Annotated in this window: 24 protein-coding genes; 8 read left to right on the plus strand and 16 right to left on the minus strand. The window is 55.1% G+C overall.

All coding sequences use genetic code 11. The features are described from left to right. Positions 1-444 precede the first annotated feature (444 nt). The 4 genes from AC14IB_RS02010 to sdhC are packed head-to-tail and all read right to left on the minus strand — an operon-like array spanning position 445 to position 3,697. A complete protein-coding gene (locus tag AC14IB_RS02010; protein ID WP_484230323.1) occupies positions 445-1,152 on the minus strand; it encodes a succinate dehydrogenase iron-sulfur subunit in 708 nt (235 codons plus the stop codon). Positions 1,153-1,166: 14 nt separating this feature from the next. After that, on the minus strand, positions 1,167-2,939 hold the full coding sequence (gene sdhA, locus AC14IB_RS02015; protein ID WP_484230324.1) for a succinate dehydrogenase flavoprotein subunit: 1,773 nt from the start codon (positions 2,937-2,939) through the stop codon (positions 1,167-1,169). Positions 2,940-2,942: 3 nt separating this feature from the next. Then, positions 2,943-3,308, minus strand: coding sequence for a succinate dehydrogenase, hydrophobic membrane anchor protein (gene sdhD / locus AC14IB_RS02020; protein ID WP_068858520.1), 366 nt, complete (start codon positions 3,306-3,308; stop codon positions 2,943-2,945). Continuing rightward, positions 3,308-3,697, minus strand: a complete 390-nt coding sequence (sdhC, locus tag AC14IB_RS02025; protein ID WP_484230325.1) for a succinate dehydrogenase, cytochrome b556 subunit — start codon at positions 3,695-3,697, stop codon at positions 3,308-3,310. Before sdhC ends, sdhD begins: the two co-directional genes overlap by 1 nt. Before the next feature lie 326 nt (positions 3,698-4,023). Here sdhC and gltA point away from each other — a divergent pair, with 326 nt between their 5' ends. Beyond that, complete coding sequence (gltA, locus tag AC14IB_RS02030) at positions 4,024-5,301, plus strand: citrate synthase (protein WP_484230326.1); 1,278 nt, start codon at positions 4,024-4,026, stop codon at positions 5,299-5,301. A gap of 85 nt (positions 5,302-5,386) precedes the next feature. On the opposite strand, the gene bfr is transcribed toward gltA, so the two are convergent. Together bfr and AC14IB_RS02040 are read right to left on the minus strand one after the other, a co-directional pair. After that, a complete protein-coding gene (gene bfr / locus AC14IB_RS02035) occupies positions 5,387-5,863 on the minus strand; it encodes a bacterioferritin (protein ID WP_484230327.1) in 477 nt (158 codons plus the stop codon). Between the two features lie 33 nt (positions 5,864-5,896). Next, positions 5,897-6,115: a (2Fe-2S)-binding protein gene (locus AC14IB_RS02040; protein WP_068858512.1), complete on the minus strand. Its 219-nt coding sequence runs from the start codon at positions 6,113-6,115 to the stop codon at positions 5,897-5,899. 133 nt (positions 6,116-6,248) lie between these two features. On the opposite strand from AC14IB_RS02040, the gene AC14IB_RS02045 reads away from it, so the two are divergent. Then, positions 6,249-7,142 (plus strand): NAD(P)-dependent oxidoreductase, encoded by an 894-nt coding sequence (locus AC14IB_RS02045; protein ID WP_484230328.1) that lies wholly within the window; start codon positions 6,249-6,251, stop codon positions 7,140-7,142. Between the two features lie 56 nt (positions 7,143-7,198). Next, complete coding sequence (gene bamJ, locus AC14IB_RS02050) at positions 7,199-7,903, plus strand: BamJ family beta-barrel-assembly machinery protein (protein WP_484230329.1); 705 nt, start codon at positions 7,199-7,201, stop codon at positions 7,901-7,903. Positions 7,904-8,019: 116 nt separating this feature from the next. On the opposite strand, the gene AC14IB_RS02055 is transcribed toward bamJ, so the two are convergent. After that, positions 8,020-9,297: an acetyl-CoA C-acetyltransferase gene (locus tag AC14IB_RS02055; protein ID WP_068858506.1), complete on the minus strand. Its 1,278-nt coding sequence runs from the start codon at positions 9,295-9,297 to the stop codon at positions 8,020-8,022. 286 nt (positions 9,298-9,583) lie between these two features. Here AC14IB_RS02055 and AC14IB_RS02060 point away from each other — a divergent pair, with 286 nt between their 5' ends. Then, positions 9,584-10,990 (plus strand): 3-oxoacyl-ACP reductase, encoded by a 1,407-nt coding sequence (locus AC14IB_RS02060; RefSeq protein WP_484230330.1) that lies wholly within the window; start codon positions 9,584-9,586, stop codon positions 10,988-10,990. Positions 10,991-11,006: 16 nt separating this feature from the next. Beyond that, positions 11,007-11,882: a MaoC family dehydratase gene (locus AC14IB_RS02065; protein WP_484230331.1), complete on the plus strand. Its 876-nt coding sequence runs from the start codon at positions 11,007-11,009 to the stop codon at positions 11,880-11,882. Between the two features lie 12 nt (positions 11,883-11,894). On the opposite strand, the gene AC14IB_RS02070 is transcribed toward AC14IB_RS02065, so the two are convergent. Then, positions 11,895-12,692: an ABC transporter ATP-binding protein gene (locus AC14IB_RS02070; RefSeq protein WP_484230332.1), complete on the minus strand. Its 798-nt coding sequence runs from the start codon at positions 12,690-12,692 to the stop codon at positions 11,895-11,897. After that, complete coding sequence (locus AC14IB_RS02075) at positions 12,689-13,585, minus strand: FecCD family ABC transporter permease (protein ID WP_484230333.1); 897 nt, start codon at positions 13,583-13,585, stop codon at positions 12,689-12,691. The genes AC14IB_RS02070 and AC14IB_RS02075 overlap by 4 nt, the downstream gene beginning before the upstream one ends. Positions 13,586-13,789: 204 nt before the next feature. Here AC14IB_RS02075 and AC14IB_RS02080 point away from each other — a divergent pair, with 204 nt between their 5' ends. Continuing rightward, positions 13,790-15,034 carry a patatin-like phospholipase family protein gene (locus AC14IB_RS02080; RefSeq protein ID WP_484230334.1) on the plus strand — a complete coding sequence of 415 codons (1,245 nt, stop codon included), beginning with the start codon at positions 13,790-13,792 and terminating at the stop codon, positions 15,032-15,034. Between the two features lie 2 nt (positions 15,035-15,036). On the opposite strand, the gene tesB is transcribed toward AC14IB_RS02080, so the two are convergent. Then, complete coding sequence (gene tesB, locus AC14IB_RS02085; RefSeq protein WP_484230335.1) at positions 15,037-15,906, minus strand: acyl-CoA thioesterase II; 870 nt, start codon at positions 15,904-15,906, stop codon at positions 15,037-15,039. Between the two features lie 135 nt (positions 15,907-16,041). On the opposite strand from tesB, the gene plsB reads away from it, so the two are divergent. Further along, on the plus strand, positions 16,042-18,570 hold the full coding sequence (gene plsB, locus AC14IB_RS02090) for a glycerol-3-phosphate 1-O-acyltransferase PlsB (protein WP_484230336.1): 2,529 nt from the start codon (positions 16,042-16,044) through the stop codon (positions 18,568-18,570). Here plsB and AC14IB_RS02095 read toward each other — a convergent pair. The 5 genes from AC14IB_RS02095 to yoaA are packed head-to-tail and all read right to left on the minus strand — an operon-like array spanning position 18,567 to position 23,371. Continuing rightward, positions 18,567-19,400: a class I SAM-dependent methyltransferase gene (locus tag AC14IB_RS02095; protein ID WP_484230337.1), complete on the minus strand. Its 834-nt coding sequence runs from the start codon at positions 19,398-19,400 to the stop codon at positions 18,567-18,569. The two genes, plsB and AC14IB_RS02095, sit on opposite strands and share 4 nt — an antisense overlap. Next, the gene (locus tag AC14IB_RS02100) at positions 19,391-20,203 is read right to left on the minus strand and encodes an undecaprenyl-diphosphate phosphatase (protein ID WP_484230338.1); all 813 of its coding nucleotides are present in this window, start codon (positions 20,201-20,203) and stop codon (positions 19,391-19,393) included. Before AC14IB_RS02100 ends, AC14IB_RS02095 begins: the two co-directional genes overlap by 10 nt. Further along, a complete protein-coding gene (locus tag AC14IB_RS02105; protein WP_484230339.1) occupies positions 20,203-20,670 on the minus strand; it encodes an acyl-CoA thioesterase in 468 nt (155 codons plus the stop codon). Before AC14IB_RS02105 ends, AC14IB_RS02100 begins: the two co-directional genes overlap by 1 nt. 2 nt (positions 20,671-20,672) lie before the next feature. Then, positions 20,673-21,413: a tRNA (adenosine(37)-N6)-threonylcarbamoyltransferase complex dimerization subunit type 1 TsaB gene (tsaB, locus tag AC14IB_RS02110; protein WP_484230340.1), complete on the minus strand. Its 741-nt coding sequence runs from the start codon at positions 21,411-21,413 to the stop codon at positions 20,673-20,675. Continuing rightward, positions 21,410-23,371, minus strand: coding sequence for a DNA repair helicase YoaA (yoaA, locus tag AC14IB_RS02115; RefSeq protein WP_484230341.1), 1,962 nt, complete (start codon positions 23,369-23,371; stop codon positions 21,410-21,412). The genes tsaB and yoaA overlap by 4 nt, the downstream gene beginning before the upstream one ends. A 114-nt stretch (positions 23,372-23,485) precedes the next feature. Here yoaA and mobA point away from each other — a divergent pair, with 114 nt between their 5' ends. Beyond that, positions 23,486-24,127, plus strand: coding sequence for a molybdenum cofactor guanylyltransferase MobA (gene mobA, locus AC14IB_RS02120; RefSeq protein WP_484230342.1), 642 nt, complete (start codon positions 23,486-23,488; stop codon positions 24,125-24,127). On the opposite strand, the gene hemH is transcribed toward mobA, so the two are convergent. Continuing rightward, entirely contained in the window at positions 24,093-25,151 is a 1,059-nt protein-coding gene (gene hemH, locus AC14IB_RS02125; RefSeq protein WP_484230343.1) for a ferrochelatase, read from the minus strand. The genes mobA and hemH overlap by 35 nt on opposite strands. Positions 25,152-25,208 lie beyond the last annotated feature (57 nt).

The following is a 25,208-nucleotide window of genomic DNA, read 5'->3' on the forward strand; positions in this document are numbered from 1 at the left end:
ATCTTGCATAGTCTTTTATTCCCGAGCAAACATGTTTGGGCGATCGGCCTCAACACACGCGTCCACTATTGAATCAGATTCTCACGAGCCTTTTTGAGGCAGCGTGACCCCCATCCCTTTCTCTTGCTGATGCGTGCTCACCAAAACCGTGCAAAACCTTTGCACCCTTCAGCGCGCGATGCCAGTTAGCAATATACGCACCAACTTCACATGCCCCACGTGAACTTGTTCAGAAAACCAGCATCAACGACATATTCTGGATTTTCGCCCCATTTCGGCGCGGGCATGGCGGTAAAACCGCTTGATACTAGCGCGATTGCAGGGCGTGAGGAACCACTACTAAAGTGTGAAAATGCTTTTATTGACCAACGGAAATAAAAAAGCCCAAGTGACGATGAAACATCACTTGGGCTTTTGATTTCGCACTATTTGTTGAGCTGAGAGTTAGGAGCCCTGCGTCAACAACATATTACGAATGTGACCAATGGCTTTGGTCGGGTTAAGCCCCTTCGGACAAGCACTAACGCAGTTCATGATGCCGCGGCAGCGGAACAGCGAGAACGGGTCGTCGAGCTTGGCTAAACGCTCCATTGTGGCCGTGTCACGCGTGTCGGCAATAAAACGCCAAGACTGCAACAGCGCCGATGGACCCAGGAACTTTTCTGGGTTCCACCAAAACGATGGGCATGATGTGGTGCAGCAAGCACACAAGATGCACTCATAAAGACCATCGAGCATGGCGCGGTCTTCTGGCGTTTGCAGGCGCTCAATGGCCGGGGCTGGCGTGTCATTGATCACGTACGGCTGAACCTTCTCGTACTGATTGAAGAACATGGTCATGTCCACAACCAAGTCACGCAACACAGGCAGGCCAGGTAATGGCTTCACCACCAGATGACTGCCGCCTTTGGTGGCAATCGACACCGGCGTGATGCAGGCAAGACCGTTCTTTCCATTCATGTTCAGACCGTCGGAACCACAAACTCCTTCACGGCACGAACGACGATAGACTAAAGAATCATCTTGCTCTTTGACCAAATTCAAGATGTCCAACACCATCAGATCGCGACCTTGAGTATCGATCTGATAATCCTTCATGTACGGTTCGCTATCCGTATCCGGGTTGTAGCGATAGATGCTGACTTTAAGCATGTTGCACCCCTAAATTAGTAAGTACGAGCCTTGGGCTGGAAGGCCTTGACCTGCTTCGGCGCGAAGTTAACCGCACGCTTGCCAACGGTCTTGGTTTCCGTGTTGAACAGCGAGTGAGCCAACCAGTTTTCGTCATCACGATCTGGGTAGTCTTCACGACTGTGCGCACCACGGGACTCGGTACGGGTCTGAGCAGACAACGCAGTGGCTTCGGCTGTCTCGAGCAGGTTATCCAGCTCCAACGCCTCGACGCGAGCGGTGTTAAAGGAGTTGGTTTTGTCGCCCAAGTGCGCATTGGCAATACGTTCACGCAGCTCAGCAACCTTCGCAACACCCGCATCCATATCTTCACCACGGCGGAAAATACCGAACGCGCTCTGCATGGACTTCTGTAACTCTTTACGCAGGGCAGGCACTGATTCGCCGCTGACCGAACCATTCCAACGCGCCATACGGGCTTGTGCCTTGGCTACGTCAGACTCTGATGGCTCGCGCTGTTCCATACCTTGACGCAGTGCGTCTTCGATGTGCAGACCAGCAGCACGACCGAATACCACGAGATCGAGCAGCGAGTTGCCACCGAGACGGTTGGCGCCATGTACGGATACGCAGGCAATTTCACCCACGGCGTACAGGCCCTGAATGATGCTGTCTTTGCCATTGGCATCGGTGCTGATCGCCTGACCGTGAACATTGGTCGGGATGCCGCCCATCATGTAGTGGCAGGTTGGGATAACGGGAATCGGCTCCTTCACAGGATCGACGTGCGCGAAGGTCATTGCCAGTTCGCAAATGCCCGGCAGACGGCTGTGCAGCACATCTTTGCCGAGGTGATCGAGCTTCAAATAGACATACTCGCCATCTGGACCAGCACCACGGCCTTCACGAATTTCGGTGGCCATAGAACGCGCAACCACGTCACGAGACGCCAAGTCCTTCGCATTCGGAGCATAACGCTCCATGAAGCGCTCGCCATCTTTGTTCAGCAAGTAGCCACCTTCACCACGGCAACCTTCGGTCACGAGCGTACCGGCACCAGCAATACCGGTGGGGTGGAACTGCCACATTTCCATGTCTTGCAGCGGAATGCCGGCACGAGCCGCCATACCCACGCCGTCACCTGTGTTGATGTGCGCGTTGGTCGTGGATGAGTAAATGCGACCGGCACCGCCGGTGGCGAACACGGTGGCTTTCGACTTGAAGAACACGACTTCGCCGCTGGCGATATCCATGGCGATGACGCCGCAGACTGCACCGTCCTGATTACGCACCAGATCCAGCGCCAGCCACTCGATGTAGAACTTGGTGTTGAACTTCAGGTTTTGCTGATAGAGCGTGTGCAACAGCGCGTGACCGGTACGGTCAGCAGCTGCGCAAGTACGTGCAGCCTGCGTGGGGTTATCTGGACCCTTGGACTGACCGCCGAAAGGACGCTGATAAATACGGCCTTCTTCAGTACGGGAGAATGGAAGCCCCATGTGTTCCAATTCGAAAACGGCTTGCGGGCCGACCGAACACATGTATTCGATGGAGTCTTGGTCACCAATAAAGTCGGCACCTTTTACGGTGTCATACATGTGCCAGCGCCAATCGTCATTCGGGTCAGCTGAAGCGATGGCACAAGTAATGCCGCCTTGCGCCGACACGGTGTGCGAGCGAGTCGGGAATACCTTGGAAATCAGAGCTGTTTTGAAGCCCGACTGTGCCAACTGCAGCGAAGCGCGCATGCCTGCGCCGCCGCCGCCCACAATCACGGCATCAAAATTTACAGTACGCATTTTAGACATGACTTAGTTGCCCCAAATAATCTGAATGCCCCAGACGATGACCACAAACAGCGCCAACGCCATCGCAACCTGCACTACCAAACGCACGACGTTGGCTTTAGGCCCCATCTGTCGAACCGTTAAGTAATCCGTGAAAACGGTCCACATACCAATCCAGGCATGGGCCACAAAGGCCAACAGAGCCAGCAGCGTAAAAATACGCATGCAGGTTTGGCTCATAAAATCGTGCCAGGTCTGGAAATCAACCACCGGGGTGATCAGAAACCAGCCGCCGAGCCAGACAGTGTAGGCAGCAAGAACAATGGCGCTAACGCGTTGCAGCAGCCAATCGGACAAACCAGAACGCGAAAAACTTGTTGCGCTTTTCATTAGAGAACCACTCCTACAAAGAGCGCGGCAATGACGAGTGCCGACACCACAAGGCTGATCTTGGCAAAAGTACGACCGCCTTCCAGCGACTCACCAACGCCCCAGTCCATGACCAAATGCTTAACGCCCGCAATAAAGTGGTACGCCAAGCCTGCCAATGCCACAAACAGCACCAGCTTACCCACAATGCCCGTCAGCATGGCTTGCACGCAGGCGAAACCTTCTGCAGAAGACAAGGAGCAATCCAGCAGCCAAAGCAAGCCGGGAATGACAAAGAACAACAATACGCCGGAGAGGCGGTGCAAAATGGAGGCAATGGCTACTGGCGACTTCAAATTCAATTCGATGACAGTCGCGAGCGAGAGATTGACCGGTCTGTTACTTTTCACAGAGGGCATCCTGTTGGTCTAGTGGGTCTGGCAACCATTATAAATGGCTCGGAAACTCTCATAAGCCATTGAAATTAAACGCATTTTGGTATAATTTAAAGGGCATTACGAGATTGCCGCGAGAGTATAATCCCGCACATTCCGTAATACAAATAGGTTTGCCACACAAAAGCTCAACAAGGGCATAGGAATTGCTAGTACTTAAGTCGAAGTTCTTGCGTCCTGAGCGCTGCTCTTCATTGACAATTTTACCTTGTGATTTAAGCTACCCCGCTTCCAGCACCGGCTACCCGCTGCGAGCGTAAGACCTTTCTAAGGAGACCGTGATGACGGCCAAGACTGCAACGCTGACTATCGGCGACGAAACCCTGACCCTGCCGATTACTTCTGGCACCCTTGGCCCTGATGTCATTGATGTCAAAGACGTGCTCGCGAAAGGCTATTTCACTTACGATCCAGGCTTCATGGCGACGTCCGCCTGTGAATCCAAGATCACCTTTATTGACGGTGACAAGGGCATCTTGCTACACCGCGGCTACCCCATCGACCAACTCGCTGAAAAAGCCGAATACCTCGAAGTCTGCTACCTATTGCTTAATGGCGAACTGCCGAATGCCCAACAGAAGGCTGAATTCACCAAGCTCGTCACCGACCACACCATGGTTAACGACCAGCTCCGTAAGTTCTTTGAAGGCTTCCGTCGTGACGCTCACCCGATGGCGGTGATGTGCGGCGTTGTTGGCGCTCTGTCCGCCTTCTATCACGATGGTCTCGACGTCAATGATCCGAAGCACCGTGAAATTACCGCTATTCGTCTGATCGCCAAAATCCCGACGATTGCGGCTATGAGCTACAAGTACACCGTAGGTCAGCCCTTCACTTACCCTCGCAACGATCTGAACTATGCAGAGAACTTCCTGCACATGATGTTCTCCGTTCCAGCCGACGTGAATTACAAGGTAAACCCGGTACTGGCTAAAGCTATGGACCGCATTTTCACCTTGCATGCAGATCACGAACAGAATGCGTCGACATCAACCGTACGTTTAGCCGGCTCAACCGGTGCTAACCCCTACGCTTGTATCGCAGCTGGCATTGCCGCACTTTGGGGCCCAGCTCACGGCGGTGCCAATGAAGCGGTGCTGAACATGCTTGACGAAATTGGCACCATCGAAAACGTGAAGCCGTTCATGGAAAAGGTGAAGACCAAAGAAGTAAAGCTCATGGGCTTCGGTCACCGCGTCTACAAGAACTTCGACCCGCGCGCCAAGGTCATGAAGCAGACCTGCGACGAAGTGCTCGCCGCACTCGGTATCAACGACCCGCAGCTGGCCCTGGCCATGGAGCTGGAAAAGATCGCCCTGAGCGACCCGTACTTCATCGAGCGCAAGCTGTACCCGAACGTCGACTTCTACTCGGGCATCATCCTGAAGGCCATCGGCATTCCGACCTCCATGTTCACCGTGATCTTTGCCCTCGCCCGCACCGTCGGCTGGATCTCGCATTGGTTAGAAATGCACAGCGGCCCTTATAAAATCGGTCGCCCGCGTCAGCTCTACACAGGCTATGTGCAACGTGACTTGCCACCAGTAGAGAAGCGCTAATCGCTTCTTTTAGGCAATAAAAAAGCCGCTTGTCAGGTTCGCCTGCAAGCGGCTTTTTATTGCTAACTATGTGTAGATTACTTTCTTAAGAGACTTGAAAGGCCTGACTTTGCAGATAGTTCGCCAGACCCATCTTAGCAATTAAGTCCTGCTGAGTTTCCAGCCAGTCAATGTGCTCTTCGGTATCTTCAAGAATCATTAACAAGAGGTCCCGGCTGACGTAGTCACGTGCTAACTCGGCGGCCGCAATACCCTCTTTTACAGTTAACTGTGCGGTCTTTTCCAGCGTTAAATCGGCGCCCAGCATTTCCGGCACATCTTCGCCAATCATAATTTTGTGCATGTCCTGCACATTCGGCAGACCATCTAGCATTAAGATACGGTCGATCAACTTATCCGCATGCTTCATTTCGCCAATGGACTCGTCATACTCTTTTTTGGCTAAACGCTCCAAGCCCCAATGACGATACATGCGGGCATGAAGAAAATATTGATTGATGGCTGTGAGTTCGTTTTTCAACTGCTGGTTAAGCAGCGATACAACCGATTTGTCGCCTTTCATGGGGCAGCCGCCTCTTTTGAATAATTGCGACCGTTATACCACGGGCTGCCACGTGTGTGAGCTTTGACTCAAGCGTACAACCGCCTCGGCACTCAGCGCCTCCTGCCAAATATTTTCTGCGAAGTCACGACAGGCACCACAGCAAGTGGCCAGCCCTGTGCTGACTTGCAACTGCTCAAATGTTTGCTCACCACGTTGGGCCGCCTGACGAATGGCGCGGTCGGTAATGCCATGACATAAGCAGACATACATAGGTTGTTACCCATCAAATGAGATCGACCTGCAAATAGTAAATGAGATGGATTCGCATTTACAAGTAAATTTTACGCCTTCACTGACTTAGGTGCGTAAAATCCCACGGGCACATCACGAACAGGAGCATGCAATGGCAGCGCTGGCATTTATCGGCTTGGGCAACATGGGCTTCCCCATGGCAGGTCACCTCTTAGCAGCGGGTCACGATGTCGTGGTGTGGAATCGCACCCGCCAAAAAGCGGAACAATGGCAAGCCCAATACGGCGGGCAATTAGCCGACTCTCCTGCCCTAGCGGCCAAAAGCGCTGATATTGTGCTCACCTGCGTGGGTCGGGACGAAGACTTGCTGCAAGTCCTTCACGGTGAAAATGGCATTTTACAAGGGCTCAAGCCTCAAGCCCTGCTCATTGATCACTCCACCGTGTCGGCCGAGGTATCGCGCCAGATTGCCCAGCATTTATTGTCACCCCAACAGCAATTCATAGATGCGCCGGTGTCGGGCGGGCAACAAGGCGCGATGAATGGCCAGCTCAGTATTTTCTGCGGCGGCAGTCCTGAAGCAGTGGCTCGCGCACAACCCATTTTGGCTGCCTACGCAAAAGCACAAGCCCATGTAGGCCCCGTTGGCGCAGGTCAACTCGCCAAAATGGTCAACCAAATCTGTGTGGCAGGAGTTATTCAAGGCGTCGCCGAAGGCATGCACTTTGCCGAAGCCGCCGGCTTGGATGTCGCACAGGTCATGTCACTGGTAGGACAAGGTGCAGGGGCTTCCTGGCAGCTAATCAACCGCCATCAATCCATGATTCGCAGTGAATACCATCATGGATTTGCCGTGGACTGGATGCGTAAAGACTTAGATATCGTGGAAGCGGAGGCGCGTCGCTTAGGCGTGCAACTCCCTCTCACCCCGGTCATCAATGATTTTTATCGGGATGTACAGCGCATGGGCGGCGGTCGCTGGGATACCTCCAGCTTGCTTAAACGGCTGCAAGATTTTGCGACAAACACTGGAAAGCCCGACTGAATTAGGCTTCAATCGATCACCTGAAAATTCGCTAACCCTCACTACAAGGATAAAAAATGAAGCTTCAAATTCGTGTTCTTTCGCTGGCGATTGCCTCGCTGACATTGGCTGCCTGCAACAATCCCTTCAGCGGCAAAGCCAACCTGGAGTCCGACACACAAAAATTCAGCTACGCCATTGGTGTCGATATCGGTCGCTCCATGGACCCTATCCGTGATGACATCGATCTCGATGCATTGAAGCAAGGCCTGCAAGACGTTCAGGACAAAGCCGAACTGGCGCTGAACGATGAAGAACGCAAACAAATTCTGACCACGATGGCGCAACAGCTGCGTGAGAAGAAAATGAAAGAAATGGAAACCAAAGGTAAAACGGCTATTGATGCCGGTGCTAAATTCCTAGCCGACAACGGCAAGCGTGCGGGTGTTACAACTACCGCCAGCGGTTTGCAGATTGAAACCCTGAAAGCCGGTTCCGGTGCTAAGCCCGCTGCAACCAGCGTTGTCACCGTGCATTACAAGGGCACACTAACCAACGGTACGGTTTTCGATAGCTCCTATGATCGCGGCCAGCCGGCTACTTTCCCGCTCAACCAAGTCATTCCTGGTTGGACTGAGGGTGTTCAGCTCATGCAGATTGGTGGCAAGTACAAGCTCTACATCCCGGGTAACCTAGCTTATGGCCCACAAGGTTCGGGCGAGAAGATTGGTCCTAACGAAACCCTGGTATTCGAAATCGAGCTGCTGAAAATCGAAGGCTAATCCTTCGTTAATTCAGCGCTATCGTTGCTAAAACGGGGGCATAAAAAAACCGGCACATGTGCCGGTTTTTTTATAGTCGTTATGCAGCGCCACCGTTAGACGGCGCGGCAAACACATCAACGTTCGATGATAGCAACCACACCCTGACCACCAGCGGCACAGACAGAGATCAGGCCACGGCCCGAACCCTTCTCGCTGAGAATCTTGGCCAGCGTGGCCACAATACGACCACCGGTTGCCGCGAAGGGGTGACCTGCGGCCAGCGATGAGCCGTTAACATTGAGCTTGCTGCGATCAATCGAACCCAGAGGCGCATCCAGACCCAGACGCTCTTTGCAGAACGTGGGATCTTCCCAAGCCTTCAGTGTCGACAGGACCTGCGAAGCAAAGGCTTCGTGGATTTCGTAGTAGTCGAAATCCTGCAGGGTCAGACCACGACGAGCCAACATGCGGGGCACGGCATAAGCTGGCGCCATCAGCAGGCCTTCTTTCGCATGAACGAAATCGATGGAAGCTACTTCGCCATCAATAAAGTAAGCAAGGATTGGCAGGTTGTTGGCGTTAGCCCACTCTTCCGATGCCAACAGCACTACCGATGCGCCGTCTGTTAACGGGGTGGAGTTAGCGGCCGTCATGGTGCCGGTTTCACGATCACCGAAACAGGGCTTGAGCGTGGCCAGCTTTTCCAAGCTCGCTTCGGGACGCAGATTCTGGTCGCGCTTGAGGCCGAGGTACGGCGTGATAAGGTCATTGAAGAAGCCACGCTCGTAAGCAGCTGCCAGCTTCTGATGGCTAGCAATAGCCAGCTTATCTTGCTCTTCACGTGGGATCTGCCATTCGGCAGCAGTAATGGCCGCATGGTCACCCATGGCCAGACCTGTGCGCGGCTCACCGTTACGTGGGAAAGAAGGAATGAAATGCTTAGGGCGCAGCTTGCTGGCGGCCTTCAGACGATCAGCTGGCGTCTTGGAGCGGTTGATTTCAAGCAATACACCACGCAGGCCATCGCTCAGTGCCATAGGCGCATCGGATGTGGTGTCAACGCCACCGGCGATGCCAGAATCGATTTGGCCGAGGGCGATCTTGTTGGCCACCAGAATAGCAGCTTCCAAGCCGGTACCGCAGGCTTGTTGAATGTCATACGCAGTGGTCTGAGGATCGAGCTTGGTGCTCAGAACACATTCACGCGTCAGGTTGAAGTCACGGCTGTGCTTGAGCACGGCACCGGCAACCACTTCACCAATGCGCTTGCCACCCAGGTTACAGCGATCGACCAGACCGTCTAGTGCGGCAGTCAACATGTCTTGGTTTGAAGCAGTGGCGTACACGCTGTTGGAGCGTGCGAAAGGAATACGGTTGGCGCCGACAATGGCGACGCGACGAATGGTGGTCATGTGAAACTCCTGTTGATTACCCCTGCCACGCTAGCACAAGCGTGCTACAGGTCATTGGCCGAAATGCAGCAAATGCGATGGCAACCGGCAAACTCTGTTGCCATTGCCTTTGTTAGTCTGCGTCGGCGGCATGTTAACGATTTGTTGCGCGCGCGTCAGTACTCGCCAATTTCCTTTGAATTGTCTAGTCTCCGCACTTCTGCGGCCCAATGCCGTCAAAATCTTCCGACTTGTGTCGTTTTTTGCGACAGAGTCATGGCTGTTTTACCTGTGAGAGGACCTCGTCATGAGCGATCGTTATATTGATTTTGTGAACTCCCCGCTGGGCCAATTGCTGGCCAAGAATCTCGGCCTTCCTGCGCCACTGGCTTTGGATCGCTTCAAGCCAGAAGCGCCCGTTGTTAAAGGTGCCGTTCTGGTGGGCGCGGCCGCGGGCAGCGAACTCACTGCCGCCATCACGCAAGTGCTGGCGAACATCAAGGCAGAGGTATTTGCAGCGGCTGATAGCGCCGTTCATGGTCTCGCCTCCAGCGCCGGTCTGGCCACCGTGTCCTATGCGCCGAGCGCGGAAGATGGTCAGAAATTTAAAGCCTTGGTCTTTGATGCGTCCGGCATCACTCGCTCCGATGACCTCATTGCCCTGCACAGTTTCTTCAGCCCCGTGATTCGTAAGCTCGCCAACTCGGCGCGCATCATTGTCATTGGTCGCACACCAGAACTCTGCGATAACCCCAAGCACGCCACTGCCCAGCGCGCCCTCGAAGGCTTTACCCGTGCCATCGGTAAAGAAGCTAAAAAGGGTGCTACCGCTCAGGTTGTTTATGTCGCTCCGGGTGCAGAAGCCGGCTTGGAATCGACCCTGCGTTTCTACATCTCGCCAAAGTCGGCCTACGTGTCTGGCCAAGTCGTGCGTATTACTGCCACTGGCATCGCTGGCGAAACTCCGGATTGGAACAAGCCACTGGCTGGCAAAGTTGCCCTCGTTACCGGCGCCTCGCGCGGTATTGGCGAGGCCATTGCACAAACCTTGGCGCGTGATGGCGCTCACGTAATCTGCCTTGACGTACCCCAGCAAGAAGCCGACCTGAACAAGGTTGCCGGTGAAATTGGTGGTTCAGTTCTAGCCTTGGACATCACGTCGGCCGAAGCGCCAGCCAGCATTGCGGCCCATGTTAAGAGCGCTCATGGCGGTCTCGACATCATCGTGCATAACGCAGGTGTGACTCGCGACAAGACGCTGGCCAACATGAAAGAGCAGCTCTGGAACATGGTGATTAACATCAACTTGTCTTCGGAAGAGCGCATTAACGATGAGCTGATCGCTCAGGATGCAATTCGTGCCAATGGCCGCGTGATCTGCGTGTCGTCGATCTCGGGCATCGCCGGCAACATGGGTCAAACCAACTATGCCGTGTCCAAGGCCGGCGTCATTGGCATGGTTAACAGCATGATGCCAAGCCTGCAGGCCAAGGGCATCACCATCAATGCCGTGGCTCCGGGTTTCATTGAAACGCAAATGACAGCCGCGATTCCGTTCGCTATCCGCGAAGCCGGTCGTCGTATGAACTCGATGTCGCAAGGTGGCCTGCCCGTTGATGTCGCAGAAACCATTGCTTGGTACGCCAACCCGGCTTCGCATGCCGTCAACGGCAACATTGTTCGCGTCTGCGGACAGAGCCTGATCGGCGCCTAAGCGCTGGAGTTTGACCATGACAGTTCGTGAAATCGCAAAAGCCCCAGGTGCCTTGAGCCTTTATGCCAAGGCGGTACTGGGTGGCTTCAATAAAAAGGGCAGCCATACGCTGCCCGACTTAGAGGTGGTGCTGCGTGATCAAAGCATCGACCTCGCTCATCTCGCCGAGTACAACCGCACCTGCGGTTTTACCCTGCGCGATACCGTGCCTTCGACCTATCTGCATGTGCTGAGCACGCCCCTGCAGTTAGTGGTGATGACCGACGCTGCGTTCCCTTATGCGCTGCTCGGCCTCGTCCATGTCCGCAACACCATTGATCAGCTCCGCCCAGTGAATGTGCGCGAGCAAGTCACCTTCCGTACCCGTGTGGGCAATTTACAGCCGCACGATAAGGGCGTGACGTTTGACCTGATCAGCGAAGCGTTTGTGGGTGAAGAGAAAGTGTGGGTGGATATCAGCACTTATCTGCGTCGCCAAGCCACGCCAAAAGCAGAGGCCAAACCCGCAGAGAAATCCGCGAAGACAGACAAGCCTGCGCGCATTGCACCCTCCACGCCCTCCTCGATTTGGACGGTGCCAGGGGATATTGGTCGTCGTTACGGCGCAGTTTCTGGCGATCGCAACCCGATCCATCTCTATGCCGCCACCGCCAAACTACTGGGCTTTCCACAAGCCATTGCCCATGGCATGTGGAGCAAAGCGGCTTGCTTAGCTGCGCTTGATGGTCGCCTGCCTAATGCCTATCGCGTAGACGTGCAATTTAAGTTGCCAGTATTGTTGCCCGCCAAAGTCGCTTTCAGTTCGGAAGCCACGAGCACGGGCTATCAATTTACCGTCAACGATGCGCGCAAAGGAAAGCCGCATCTCGCGGGTACAGTCACCGCGCTTTAAGCTGAAATCACCTCAGGGTCTTGGCACCAGCCATTGCCCTGAGGTTTCTCCGTCCCGCCAAGTCGCCCACACCAAGGGCAACGAAAATGCCTCGGCAAGTGCCTCACGAACAGGCTCTGCCTGTACGGCGCCCTGCCACAGCACAGCCCCGTTTCCTAACACCAAGACATGGCTAGCAATCGCTAGAGCGGCATTCATGTCGTGCACGCTAGCCACTACCAAAGCCCCCTCCATTGCGGCTTGTTGCATAGCGGACAACGCCACCGCTTGATGACGCAAATCGAGTGCAGCCAAAGGTTCGTCCAACAGCCAGAGCCGTGGCTTATCGGTTTCGGCTAACGCCAATTGCAAAGCGGTTCGCGCGAGCTGAACACGCTGCTGTTCACCACCCGACAGCGTGGTCCATGACCGATGACGTAGATGCTGTAAATCCCATTCCTCGATAATGCCGACCAAGGCATGGGTCAGCTGCGCATGTACACCCTGCCACGGGAAAGCCCCCATGCGCACGATCGCTTCAACGCTCAAAGCAGAGCGCAAGTGGTGCTGCTGAGGCAAATACGCGCGTTGTTGCGCCCAGACATTATCGTGCCACTTAGGCAAAGGCCTGCCCTGCCAGCGCCAATGCTGAGTCAGCACAAGCGAATTCGCTGCGGATTGGCCTGCGGCATGTCGTAAGAACGTACTTTTGCCCGCGCCATTGGGCCCTAACACCAGCCAACATTCACCTGCCTGCAAGTGGAGGTCTGGTAGCTCCAGTACGACGCGGCCATCGGGACTGCGCAAGGACTGAGCTGAAATTTGCATCATCGCTGCCACCGCAAGCGCAGCAGCGCAAGAAAGAAGGGAGCACCTAGCAGCGCAGTCAGAATACCGACCGGGATTTCCAGCGGGCTCAGTAAGGTTTGCGCCAAGGTATCGGCAAACACCGCCAACATTGCGCCAATAAGCAGTACGGCGGGGGTCAGTTCACGATGACTACAACCCACCCAGCGACTGGCCATGTGCGGCGCCATCAGGCCAATAAACGCAATACTCCCTGACTGCACGACGACCAGCGCGACCAGGGCGGCACTGGCCCACATAATTTGACGTCGAAACCGGGCAACGGGCAGACCTAAGTGGCCCGCTTCGCGCTCACCCAGCAACCAGAGATCGAAGGCACTGGCACGGCGCATACCCCACACCGTAAACACCAGCAGCAAGACTATCGCCGGTAACAATAATCGCGCTTCGCCATAGGCAAAACTGCCCATTAGCCAGAAGCTGCTGGCGCGCAAGGCTTGATCTGGGCTGATCAGCAGCAGCATTTGCATCGCCGCCGCTAATAGGGCATTGAGCGCGATACCGAGCAACAGCAAGGCCTCCCCTTGGAGCTGAAAACGCTTGGCCAGCGCGAGCACCATAAAAAGCGCCAGACTTCCACCCAACATGGCCGCTAAGGGCATCCACACCCAGGCAGCCGGCCATAGCACGAGAAAAATAATTGCGGTCAAGGCGGAGCCAGAAGACACACCGAGCAACCCCGGCTCGACCAATGCCGTTCGGAACAGTGTTTGCAGCCAAAGCCCAGCTAATGCCAATGCTGCACCCGCAAATGCTGCCAACAACAGCCTTGGCAGGCGCAGCTGCCAGAAAATTTCTTGGCCTAATACACCGTCAGGCAGGTCACGAAATTGCAGCGCAAAAAGGACTATCGCCACGACAACGAACCCCAGTCGCCAGCGCCATTGAAGCCTGCCATCCGCCATGCCATCCCCCCTTATCGAACCGTTGACAGCTTAACTCATGGCTGGGGCCGACTACAGGCGGACAGCAAAAAGCCTGCAAAACACAGACGAATCGATCTTGCATCGCTTAAAAAGCAAGCAGACGATGAAATCAAACTCGGTATAGGAATTGTAGTCATGAACGGACCCGATCAAAGCCATCTGCAAATCGATGCTTCCAGTGGCCCCGCTGCACTGGTTTTGTCTGGTGGTGGCGCTCGCGCGGCCTATCAAATTGGCGTACTGCGTGCGATTTCCGAAATGCTGCCGAACCGTCACAGCACACCATTTCCGATTATTTGTGGCACCTCTGCAGGTGCACTCAATGCAGCAGCGCTAGCCACCTGCGCCGACTCGTTTGGCACCGGCGTCGATAAATTACATGAGGTCTGGGCGAATTTTTCAAGCTCGCAGGTGTATCGCACAGACTGGCAAGGCGTTCTGGGCGGCGCTTTCCGCTGGATTAGCAATTTGGCTTTAGGCATGTTCAACAAAACCGTGCCCGTGTCCCTGCTGAACAATTCGCCACTGGCTGAACTGTTGCGCGAAATCATTGACCTCAAACAACTGCCACGCATGATTGATGCAGGTCATCTTCATGCCTTGTGCATCACCGCCTGTAGCTATAGCCGTGGCGATTCGGTGAATTTTTACCAAGGCGCTCCGCACTTAACCGATTGGCATCGCGCACGGCGTCGCGGTCGTCGCACCCTCCTCAGCCATGAGCATTTGATGGCCTCAAGCGCTATCCCATTGATTTTTCCCGCGGTGGATGTTGCCGGTGAATACTACGGTGATGGCGCTTTGCGTCAGCTTGCACCAATCAGCCCAGCACTGCATTTGGGTGCAAGCCGCATCTTGGTCATCGGTGCTGGAACGGGTGCAGGCAGTGCCGCTAAATCGCCGGTCATGAGCTACCCCAGCTTGGCTCAAATCATTGGCCACATCATGAGCAGTTCTTTTGTGGACAGTTTGGAAATGGACTTAGAGCGCATGTACCGTATTAACCATACGGTCAGCATTCTACCGCCCGAGCGGCTCGCCACGACTTCACTCAAGCCCGTGAACTATATGGTGATCTCCCCTCAGCTCGACAAGCTTGAGGTGCTCGCGGCGCAATACGCCCACACCCTCCCCGCCTCCATTCAGCTCTTTGTGCGCGGCTCCGGCATGTTCAAAAAATCAGGCTCTAACTTACTAAGCTACCTAATTTTTGAAGCCCCCTTCACGAAAGCATTAATCGAGTTGGGCTATAGCGAAGCGAAAGAACGGGAAGTAGAGTTGAAAGCCTTTTTATGCCCGCCCACCCTGGCGAGCGAAGATAGCGCGACGAGTACGATTCTCAACTTTCGCCGGTCTCCCCAGCAAGAGACCGGCGCCTGATATTACCGCTCCAGCAACTCATGCTGACGCATCAGACCCTCCTGAGCCGTTGAGGCGATAAGCACGCCATTACGGTCATAAATCAGGCCGCGATTAATCCCCTTTGCAGACGATGCCGAGGGTGCATCCATGCTGTAGAGCAGCCATTCATCCATGCGCACTGGGCGATGGAACCACATGGCATGGTCAATGCTGGCGCACTGCATGGACGGCTGCATAAAGTGCACCGCATGGGGCAGCATGGCTGTTCCCATCAGGGCAAAGTCGGACGCAAAGGCCAATAAGCACTGATGCAAGAAGGGATCATCGGGCAGCGCCATTTGGGAGCGCATCCAATGTGCCCGATGCGGCGGCTGAGGCGTGAGTGCGAACGGATTGATCGGATCAATTGGACGCAACTCGATGGGACGGTCTCGCTCCATCATGGCGCGCATTTTCTCCGGCACGAATGGCGCCACCATTCGGCGCAGCTCCAATTCGCTCTTCAATTCTTCGGGTGCAGGCACGGTGGGCATAGGCATTTGGTGATCTAGGCCATCTTCCGCAATGGAAAAAGATGCCATCATGGTAAAAATGATCTCGCCATGCTGAATCGCTTTGACCGTGCGAGTGGTGAAGCTCTTGCCATCTCTTACGCGCTCTACGGAATACACAATTGGTGTTGTGGCGTCACCGGGCCGCAAAAAATACGCATGCAGCGAATGCGCTAAGCGATCGTCCACTGTGCGTCCGGCAGCCATCAACGCCTGCCCCAATACCTGCCCACCAAATACATTTTTTCCAAATAAATTAATGCTTTGGCCGCGAAAAAGATTGATCTCAATGGGTTCCAAATCAAGTAACTGCAACAACTCTTGCATAACAGCGGACATGGGCACACCTCAGGTTGTGGCAATTTCCAGACAGATAGGCTGACTGCTTAGGCGTTTATTGTCAGGCTTTTGTTACACTCGCGAAACTGTTTGGCGCTATTTCAATTTTCTGCGTCGTTGCCCTGAGGTTGCACTATGTTTCGTTTGTTTGGTCTGGATCGTCTCATTCGTCTCGTTATTCGTAAAACCATGATGCTTTGGGTGCGCACTCAAGTCATGCCGCATGATTGGCGCAGTTTAGGCATAGACCCGAGTAAGCCGATTTGTTACGTCCTGCAAAGCCGGTTGCTCTCGAACGTGCTGGTGCTGGAAAGCGAAGCAATGAACCTGGGCATGCCCCGCCCCTTGGCGTCCATGCGCCAGCATGGTCTGCGCGAAAAGCACTCGATTCTGTGCTTAACCCGTGGTGAGCAACCGAACCCACTGATCAAACCGCGTCATCAGCATTCCCCCCGACTTCAGTCACTCATCGAAGCGGTTAAAGCAGATAGCACGCTGGACGTGCAGTTGGTTCCAGTCACCATTTTGTGGGGCCGCTCGCCAGACAAAGAAAGCTCGCTGTTAAAAGTTTTGTTTGCTGACTCCTGGGCGACCCCTTCAGCCCTAAAACAATTCATTACGGTGCTGGTGCAAGGTCGCACTACCATGTTGCGAGTCAATGCGCCAATTTCACTGCGCCAACTCTGCGATGAAGGCCAGAATAGTGAGCTCACCCTGCGCAAAGTTTCCCGCGTGTTGCGCGTGCATTTCCGTCGCCAGCGCACCGCGGTGATTGGGCCAGACTTATCGCACCGTCGCACGCTGTTTAATGAAATCATCAATTCCACACCGGTTCAGGCCAGCATTGATCGTGAAGTGAGTGAGCGCGGCGTCACCCGTGAAGTCGCTGAATCACGGGCGCGTATTTACTGCAACGAAATTGCCGCCGATTACTCTTTCCCCGTCGTTAACGCCCTGAAATCCTTTTTGACGTGGATGTGGACGCGCTTATACAACGGCGTTGAGGTGCATCATTTCGACACCGTGGAGCAGCATACCGCTGACCACGAGGTGATTTATGTGCCCTGCCATCGCAGCCACATCGATTACCTGCTGCTGGCTTATGTCATTTTCACACGCGGTTACACTACGCCACACATTGCTGCTGGCGCCAACTTAAACATGCCCATTGTCGGCGGCATACTACGTCGCTCGGGAGCGTTCTTCCTGCGCCGCACTTTCCGCGACAACTTCCTCTACGGCACGGTATTTCATGAGTACCTACACCAGATTATGAGTCGCGGCTTCCCCATCAAGTACTTTGTTGAGGGCGGGCGCAGTCGCACAGGGCGTTTGCTGAATGCCAAGCTGGGCATGGTGAACATGACGTTGCGCAGCTACTTGCGTGATCACAAGCGCCCCTTGGTTTTTCTGCCCGCCTATATTGGCTACGAAAAACTCATGGAAGGCGGCACCTATATTGGCGAGCTACAAGGTAAGCCCAAGCAGAAAGAAAACCTGTTTGCCTTAGCCATGTCGGTTCGTAAGCTACAAAAAGTCTTTGGTCGCGTGCACTTGAGCTTCGGCACCCCGATTTATCTCAATGATGTACTGGATGCCAACATGCCGGGCTGGCGTGACAACCCTAATGCAGCTGAAAGCCCTGAGTTTGTGACTACCTCGAAAGCCATCGGCGATGCCATCACCACACAAATCAACGCGAGTGCGGTGGTCAATCCGGTGAATTTGCTTAGCTTGGTGCTGCTATCCACGCCCAAGCACGCCATCGACGAAGAGCAACTCGCTGAGCAACTCGAACTCAATAAAGCACTGCTTCAAGCCGTGCCCTATCACGACAAAATTGTGATTACGGAAATGACGGGAAGCGAAATGGTCGCTTATGGCGAAGAGCTGAAAATTCTTCAGCGCCGTAAGCATCCGCTGGGTGACTTGCTCTACCTGCAAGAAGAAGAAGCGGTGTTGATGACCTACTTCCGAAATAACACGCTGCACCTGTTTGCATTGCCCTCGCTGCTGGCGATTTTGTTACTGCAAAATAATCACGCCAGCATGGATCAACTGCTTAAAATGGTGCGCTCGATTTATCCTTTCCTGCGCTCTGAGCTGTTCCTGATTTGGCAAGACGATGAATTGCCCGCTGTCGTCGCTAAAACCTTGTCGGCCATGTCAGCACAAAATCTCGTGCAGCGCACTCAGGACGACACCTGGGTCGTGCCTGGTTCGAATACCGCCGATTACGCCCGTTTGCACATCCTCAGCCGAGCGCTGCGACAGACCTTGGTGCGTTACCACATGACCGTCACCGTGCTGAATCAGCGTGGCTCCGACAAGCTCACGCAGCAACAACTCGAAGAGCTTTGCCATCTGCTGGCGCAGCGCCTGTCCTTCGTTCGTGAGTTCAGTGCGCCTGAGTTTTTCGACAAGGCCTTGTTCAAAAACTTCCTCGATACGCTGAAAGGCTTAGGCTATCTCTGCGTTAGCGATGACAAGCGCCTAGTCTTTGACGAACGCTTGAGTTCGCTGGCTAACGATGCCCTGCAAATGCTACCCAGCGGTATCCGTCAGGCGGTATTGCAGGTCACCCTCATTACTGATGAGGAAGTGGCGAGCGCGTTGCTCGCGCTGGAACAAAGCAAAGAACGCAAAAAGGCTAAAGCGGCTTAAAGTAAGGGCGCATACAGGTCAAAGCGATTGCTCTGACCTTCCATGCGCTGATGTGGAGCCACACCCGCTAAGTCAGGGGCGTGGCGTGGTCGTTTTACGACGATGCGCCGAGTCGCGACCTGCCGAGCCAGCAACAACAACTCATCGGCATCATCATCACTCCCCACCACCTGCCGAAACAAACGCATATCCAACTTAACCAGCGCAGATTTGTCGCGGTGTGGGAACATCGGATCTAGGTAAACCGTCTCTGGACGATCCAGGCTGGGCAACTCGCGTAACTGCATTAATACGGCTTGCGCACTGCCCGCATGAAGCTGCAATCGTGACGCGGTTGCGCAGGTTTCAGGGTTGGCTAATGCGCGTGACAAACCATCGCTGAGCAAGGCTTGCACAATGGGTGAGCGTTCACAGCTCTGCACGTCGGCACCTACATGAGCCAAGAGCCAGCTATCACGCCCCCAGCCCGCCGTAGCATCCAGCACCCGTAATCGTGCCGAGCCCGTCATATGTGGTTTAACGCCACAGGCCTTAACCACCGCCTCGCCACCACCACCGCCTTGCGCCGTCCGCCAGCGCAAGGCATCTGAAGCAAAATCGACTCTCACCGGAGCTGGCAGTGGCTTCTCAATGGCTTGCAAGCCTAAGCCCTGCGCATCTAGCCACAACACCAATGCCTCTGTGTCTTGACGCTCATGGCGCGAGGGCAGCAGCTCACGACGATCCGTGAGTAGCGCTAGCGATAAACCGAGCTGAACAGCCAAGGCCTGCGCCAGTTGCTGACGCTCCAGCGTCAGCGCAGCATCAACGCAAAGCCGTGTTAGGCCCACGCGCTGCCGCCAACGCCCAGCAAAATGGCTAGACCAAAGGCAATGCGATACCACGCAAAAACGGTGAAGTCATGCTGTGAAATAAATCGCATCAAGGCCCGAATCACCAGCAAAGCCACCAGAAAAGACACCACAAAGCCGATGGCAAAAATCGGGAGATCCGCCAAGGCAAACAGCTCACGGTGCTTGTAGCTGTCGTAAAGCGTGGCTGCAAACATGGTGGGGATGGCCAGGAAAAAGGAAAACTCCGCCGCTGCGGTACGCGAGAGGCCAAAGAGCAAGCCGCCAATAATCGTCGCGCCACTGCGGGAGGTGCCTGGAATCAAGGCCAAACACTGCGCAAGACCAATCTTAAATGCGTCCTGCAAACGCATATCATCCACGGTATGTACGCGAATCGGAGTTTGACGACGCTCTGCCCAGAGAATGACCACGCCACCCACTACCAGTGCGATTGCCACTGAGGTTGGGTTAAAGAAATACAACTTGAGTGTGGATAAGAAGAAAAATCCCAACAGCGCGGCAGGCATAAAGGCCACCAACACATTCAATACAAAGCGCTGAGGTCCGGCCTGACCGAGCTGCGTCACCACGCCCCACAAACGCTCACGGTATTGGTAGCAGACGGACAAAATAGCACCGAGCTGAATGGCGACCTCAAAAACCCCGCGCTTCTCCTCTGTCCAAAAGTCCAGCCAAGCGGCCGTTAAAATCAAATGACCTGTACTGGAAATCGGCAAGAATTCGGTGATCCCTTCCACCACGCCCATGACCACGGCTTGCCACGCTAACGTCCAATCCATCACGCAATCTCTTCAGGTTGACTCGCTGGCGATATCACCAGGCGAGAGTAGGTTTCATAAAAATGAGCTGGCATGCGCTTGAGTCGCCCGCTGGCAATTTCAATACACACCAAATGAGTGGAGCCGCGAAAAATCGTCAGGCCATCACTCAGGCGAATGATTTGATACACACGATGGGTGGACAGCTTATCGACCTTTAACAGCCAGGTAGCCATCACCAGCTCTTCATGGAGATGGCTCGCGGCTAAGTAGTCCAGTTCATGACGGCGCACCACCATGCCGTGTCCACACGCCTCATACTCTTCAGGGCCAAGACCGTGGGCCTGTGAGTGGGACCATGCTGCGGCCTCCATCCACTGTTGGTAGACCACGTTATTGGTGTGGCGCATCACATCGATGTGCTCAGGCAATACCGTTAACGCCACGGTATGCGGTTGAGGATAGTCCCACGCCAATGCCCTGCTCATACTTAGCGCCCTGGTAGTTTTTTCCAGACATCGTTGCGAAGGTACACCGGTAACGCTAACTCAGGCGCGACCGCCAAACCGGCATCTACCGAGACACTGGCGAGCAAGGCTACATCTTCTGCATCTGGCGCGAGCTCAGCATAGACGTGCTGTACCGGCAAGGCCTGCTCTAGCGACTCACGGTAACTTTCCCATCCCGAACCGACAGCAACAGCCAAACCATCACTCGTGCTCACCGCATCCCGCCAAGCGTGCAGGAAGACTTCTGGCAGCTGCGCGGCCGCACCGGCCACATCGCCAGTCAGTGGTTGCATTAAGCCAGAGGCATCCGCCGCATAAGCGCCGGCATAGACTTCTTGCATACGCGCATCAAAGGCTGCCAACGCCAAGCGAGCACCAAACTGTCGATGGGTAGCCTGTGCGAGAGTTTGTAGGCTGCCCACCGGCACCACCGGCAAATCCGCACCAAAGGCCAATCCCTGCGCCACTGCCGCCGCAATGCGAACGCCAGTAAATGCGCCCGGACCGCAGGAGTAAGCAATTGCGGTGAGCTGCCCCAAAGCGAGGCCAGACCCAGCCAGCAGTTCATCAACCATAGGCAGAATGAGTTCCGTTTGCTGACGCGGCGCATGCTGACGACGCGCTAAAACGCTGACCTGACCGTTAGCGTCGCGCTGCCAAATGGCCACAGAGCAATGTTCAGTGGCCGTTTCTAGCGCCAATAGGGTGATGCCAGTCATCATGCTGACGCAGGCTCCAAGCTATTAATAAATTTAAAAAAAGCCTCTACTTCCTGCTGACTTCGTGTGCGCCTCATGGGCGGCAGGCTTTGCACGAAGAGCTGACCATAGGGCCGCCCCACTAACCGCGGATCGCAAACCATGAGCACACCGGTATCCAGCACATCACGAATCAAGCGCCCGGCACCTTGCTTCATCGCAATGATAGCCGACGGGAGCTGATAGGCCGTGAACGGGTTGCGACCTCGCGCTTTATACGCATCTAAACGCGCAGCCACAACTGGCTCACCCGGCGACGCAAACGGAAGTTTATCGATGATCACCAGCGACAATGCCTGACCGCGCACATCCACCCCTTCCCAGAACGCGCCGGTGGCGAGCAAGACGCAGTCGGGCGTGTTGGCAAAACGGCGCAATAACTCGGCTTTAGGCTGAGTGCCCTGCACCAAAAACGTGTAGTCCAACTGGCGCGGCAACCACTCGGCGGCTTCTTTTAGGGCGCGATGCGAAGTGAAAAGGAAGAAGGCACGGCCTTGACTAGCGCGCAATATCGGCAGAGCAGCCTCTAAGGAGGCACGGGTGTAATCCATAGCCCCCGGGTCTGGTAGCCCGCGCGGCACATAAAATAAGGCTTGCTGCTCATAGGCAAAGGGACTGGGCAATTGCAACGTGGCCACATCCGCTGGCAGCCCCAATTGCGCGCTGATGTGGCGAAAATCCTCACGCACGGCCAACGTCGCCGAGGTCAAAATCCACGCCATCGGCTCGCGATCGAGCAGTTCACGAAAGGGCTGCGACACTTCCAACGGCGTCCATTGCAAAATAAAGCCTTTGCGGAACGTCTCGAACCAATGCACTTGGTTCTCCGGCGTCTCGCCGGTCAACTCACTGAATGCTTCGGCCAGCTCCTCTGCCCGGCGATGGCAGCTCTCCAGTCCCTTGCTCTTGTCTTTGAGTGGCGATAGCGCTTCAGTGATGCAGGCCATGGCCATTTCCACCGCCGTGATGGCCGCCGGCAATTCTGGATGCTCAGAAATCTCTGCCCACACGCCTTTTCGCGACTCCTCACCCATCAGCAGGCGGAAGTGCGCGAGACGCACTTCCAAATTCGACACCAAGTCATTCATGCCCCGGAGATCGCCGCCCGCGGCTAATACTTCACGCAGGGAGTCGGCGAGCAGATCGTGAATCTGGCGCGATGACAGGCTACGGCCAAAAAACATAGCTGCCGTTTCCGGTAGCTGATGCGCTTCATCAAATATGACCGCATCCACTTCCGGCAGCAGCTCGCCAAAGCCGCGATCTTTCAAGGCTTTGTCGGCAAAGAAGAGATGATGGTTGACCACGATCAGGTCGGCCTCAGTGGCTTTAGCCCGCGCTTTCATTAAGGGGCAATCGTCGACCTTAGGGCATTCCTGACCGAGGCAGTTATCTGCCGTACTGGTCACCAATGGCCATACCATAGAGTCTTCGGCAATATCTAGCAGCTCAGCGATGTCGCCCTGTACGGTTTTACCCGCCCATGCGGCTACGCGATGCAAATCATGGACAATTTGCTTGGACTCAAACTCCCCTTCATCGAGGTGTTGTTGCAATCGATACGGGCACAGGTAATTGCTGCGCCCCTTGAGCAATGCGGTACGCACAGGCCGCCCGAGCAGCTTCCGCACCATGGGCAGATCGCGATGAAAGAGCTGATCCTGCAAGTTACGCGTGCCCGTAGACACAATGGCCTTTTTACCAGACAAAATCGCTGGCACGAGATACGCATAGGTCTTGCCCGTGCCGGTTCCGGCCTCGACCAATAACAAGCTGCGCGCGCTCAGCGCATGCTCCACGGCCTCGGCCATGGCGATTTGTGGTTCACGGGGTTGATAGCCAGGAATCTGCTGAGCAAATGCGCCGTCAGGGCCGAGTGCTGTGCGCACAGCGGAGGTTGCAATAGGCACAACGATAGGCATAACAGCGACTCACACGGATAGGGCTAGGAGTGTAGCAAAGCCTTGCTGGTTTCGCTGACGACGACCATGTAAATCCGCGTTAGCATAGCGCCTCTTTCTCCCCACTGTGCCGACATGAAGACACCCAGCCTCGCCTGCCCACCATTGACTGGCCTCATTCTCGCCGGCGGTGCGGGTCGTCGCGTGCAGGGTGCCGATAAAGCCTGGCTGCCGTGGCAGGGCCAGCCCTTAATCGCGCATGTCGCCGACAGATTGTTACCTCAGGTAGGGCAGCTGTGGATTAGTGCTAATCGCAACAAGGCGCGTTATGCGGATCTTCCAGGATGCTCACTCACACAGGTGGTCAGCGATACGTGGCCAGACTATCCCGGACCATTAGCCGGCATTGCCAGCTGTCTAGCTCAGATGCCTGAGAGCTGGGTACTGATCACCCCGGTCGATACGCCTCAGCTACCCAGCGATTTGGGCCTGCAGCTTTGGCAAGGCCTGCAGCAAGCACACACAATAAGGGATCAGCCTGTCGCGAAAATGGCGGTTGCTTCTGTGCGAACAGCTGACGGGACAATCGATACGCACTGGCTGCACATGCTCGTGCATACCGACTTAGCGACAGGGCTTAGCGAACGCTTACATGCAGGACAGCGTCGGGTGCGCGATTGGTGTCAGGCCGAACACGCGGTGCAGGTCATCCTCGATGCCGAGGCCAGCAGCTTTGCCAACCTCAACACTGACAGCGACTACACGGCACCGCACTAACGCGGCAGCCGCTACAACTCACCGCCTGTATCGGCCCTTGCAATAAAGACACAAACAAATCGATGTGCGCGTCACTCGCGTTCAAGGCCGGAATGTATTCATAGCGCTTGCCACCGGCCTTGATGAACTCATCGTGATTTTCCACGGCAATCTCTTCCAGAGTTTCCAAGCAATCCGCCGAGAATGCCGGACACAGCACTTGCACGGACCCCACACCCTCATGGCCCCAACTTTCCAGCAATTTATCGGTGTAAGGCTTTACCCACTCCTGCAGGCCAAAGCGAGACTGAAAACTCTGCGCCCACTCGCCCTCTTTTAGTGCTAATTCTGCGGCCACGGCGCTGGCTGTCGCTCGGCATTGCGCCGGATAGGGATCGCCTTTGTCGGCGTAGGGCTGTGGAATGCCATGAAACGAAAACAGTAATTTGTCGGCTCGGCCATTGACCTGCCAATGGGCTCGAATGCTGTTTGCCAACGCCGTCACATAGGCGGGATGCGTGTGGTAATCCCGCACCACATGCAAGCTGGGCAAATTGCGCTGCTGTTTAACCCACGTGCCGAGCTGGTCGTAGAGCGGCCCTGTTGATGTTGCGGAATACTGAGGAAACAACGGCAAGACAATAAATCGCTCAATGCCAGCCGCACTGAATTGGTCCAAGGCAGCTTTAAAACTCGGCTTGCCGTAGCTCATGCCCGGCAGCACGGTGATATCGAGGTCGGGGTAATTCTCCTGCAAGCGCGCCTGCACCGCCGCAACTTGCGCCAACAACGTCGTCCGCATGGGCGACTCGTTTGCCCAAATACTGGCATAGGCCTCAGCGACTCGACGGGGGCGCAAGGGCAAAATAAACATGCGCAGAATAAAAAACCAAATAATCCGAGGCACTTCAATAACGCGGGTATCACTCAGAAACTCACGCAAATAACGTCTCACCGCCGCTGCGGTAGGCTCATCGGGTGTGCCTAAATTGGCCAGAATAATGCCGATGCGTTGACGTGGTGCGCTCGCAGAACACAAAGACATGAGTGACCCCAATCCATTTATGAAAGACCAAAAAGCATAACGCCGCGACTAGCGCGG

This window comes from Perlucidibaca sp. (assembly GCF_057084925.1).

Bases quoted from the DNA above. Each gene is read 5' to 3' on its own strand.
- bfr (WP_484230327.1), bottom strand. From the start codon at position 5,863: ATGAAAGGCGACAAATCGGTTGTATCGCTGCTTAACCAGCAGTTGAAA.
- AC14IB_RS02105 (WP_484230339.1), bottom strand. From the start codon at position 20,670: ATGAGCAGGGCATTGGCGTGGGACTATCCTCAACCGCATACCGTGGCG.
- AC14IB_RS02040 (WP_068858512.1), bottom strand. From the start codon at position 6,115: ATGTATGTCTGCTTATGTCATGGCATTACCGACCGCGCCATTCGTCAG.
- plsB (WP_484230336.1), top strand. From the start codon at position 16,042: ATGTTTCGTTTGTTTGGTCTGGATCGTCTCATTCGTCTCGTTATTCGT.
- AC14IB_RS02080 (WP_484230334.1), top strand. From the start codon at position 13,790: ATGAACGGACCCGATCAAAGCCATCTGCAAATCGATGCTTCCAGTGGC.
- AC14IB_RS02060 (WP_484230330.1), top strand. From the start codon at position 9,584: ATGAGCGATCGTTATATTGATTTTGTGAACTCCCCGCTGGGCCAATTG.
- yoaA (WP_484230341.1), bottom strand. From the start codon at position 23,371: ATGCCTATCGTTGTGCCTATTGCAACCTCCGCTGTGCGCACAGCACTC.
- AC14IB_RS02070 (WP_484230332.1), bottom strand. From the start codon at position 12,692: ATGATGCAAATTTCAGCTCAGTCCTTGCGCAGTCCCGATGGCCGCGTC.
- sdhD (WP_068858520.1), bottom strand. From the start codon at position 3,308: ATGAAAAGCGCAACAAGTTTTTCGCGTTCTGGTTTGTCCGATTGGCTG.
- AC14IB_RS02055 (WP_068858506.1), bottom strand. From the start codon at position 9,297: ATGACCACCATTCGTCGCGTCGCCATTGTCGGCGCCAACCGTATTCCT.
- AC14IB_RS02010 (WP_484230323.1), bottom strand. From the start codon at position 1,152: ATGCTTAAAGTCAGCATCTATCGCTACAACCCGGATACGGATAGCGAA.
- tsaB (WP_484230340.1), bottom strand. From the start codon at position 21,413: ATGATGACTGGCATCACCCTATTGGCGCTAGAAACGGCCACTGAACAT.
- tesB (WP_484230335.1), bottom strand. From the start codon at position 15,906: ATGTCCGCTGTTATGCAAGAGTTGTTGCAGTTACTTGATTTGGAACCC.
- sdhA (WP_484230324.1), bottom strand. From the start codon at position 2,939: ATGTCTAAAATGCGTACTGTAAATTTTGATGCCGTGATTGTGGGCGGC.
- AC14IB_RS02100 (WP_484230338.1), bottom strand. From the start codon at position 20,203: ATGGATTGGACGTTAGCGTGGCAAGCCGTGGTCATGGGCGTGGTGGAA.
- hemH (WP_484230343.1), bottom strand. From the start codon at position 25,151: ATGTCTTTGTGTTCTGCGAGCGCACCACGTCAACGCATCGGCATTATT.
- mobA (WP_484230342.1), top strand. From the start codon at position 23,486: ATGAAGACACCCAGCCTCGCCTGCCCACCATTGACTGGCCTCATTCTC.
- gltA (WP_484230326.1), top strand. From the start codon at position 4,024: ATGACGGCCAAGACTGCAACGCTGACTATCGGCGACGAAACCCTGACC.
- bamJ (WP_484230329.1), top strand. From the start codon at position 7,199: ATGAAGCTTCAAATTCGTGTTCTTTCGCTGGCGATTGCCTCGCTGACA.
- AC14IB_RS02045 (WP_484230328.1), top strand. From the start codon at position 6,249: ATGGCAGCGCTGGCATTTATCGGCTTGGGCAACATGGGCTTCCCCATG.
- AC14IB_RS02065 (WP_484230331.1), top strand. From the start codon at position 11,007: ATGACAGTTCGTGAAATCGCAAAAGCCCCAGGTGCCTTGAGCCTTTAT.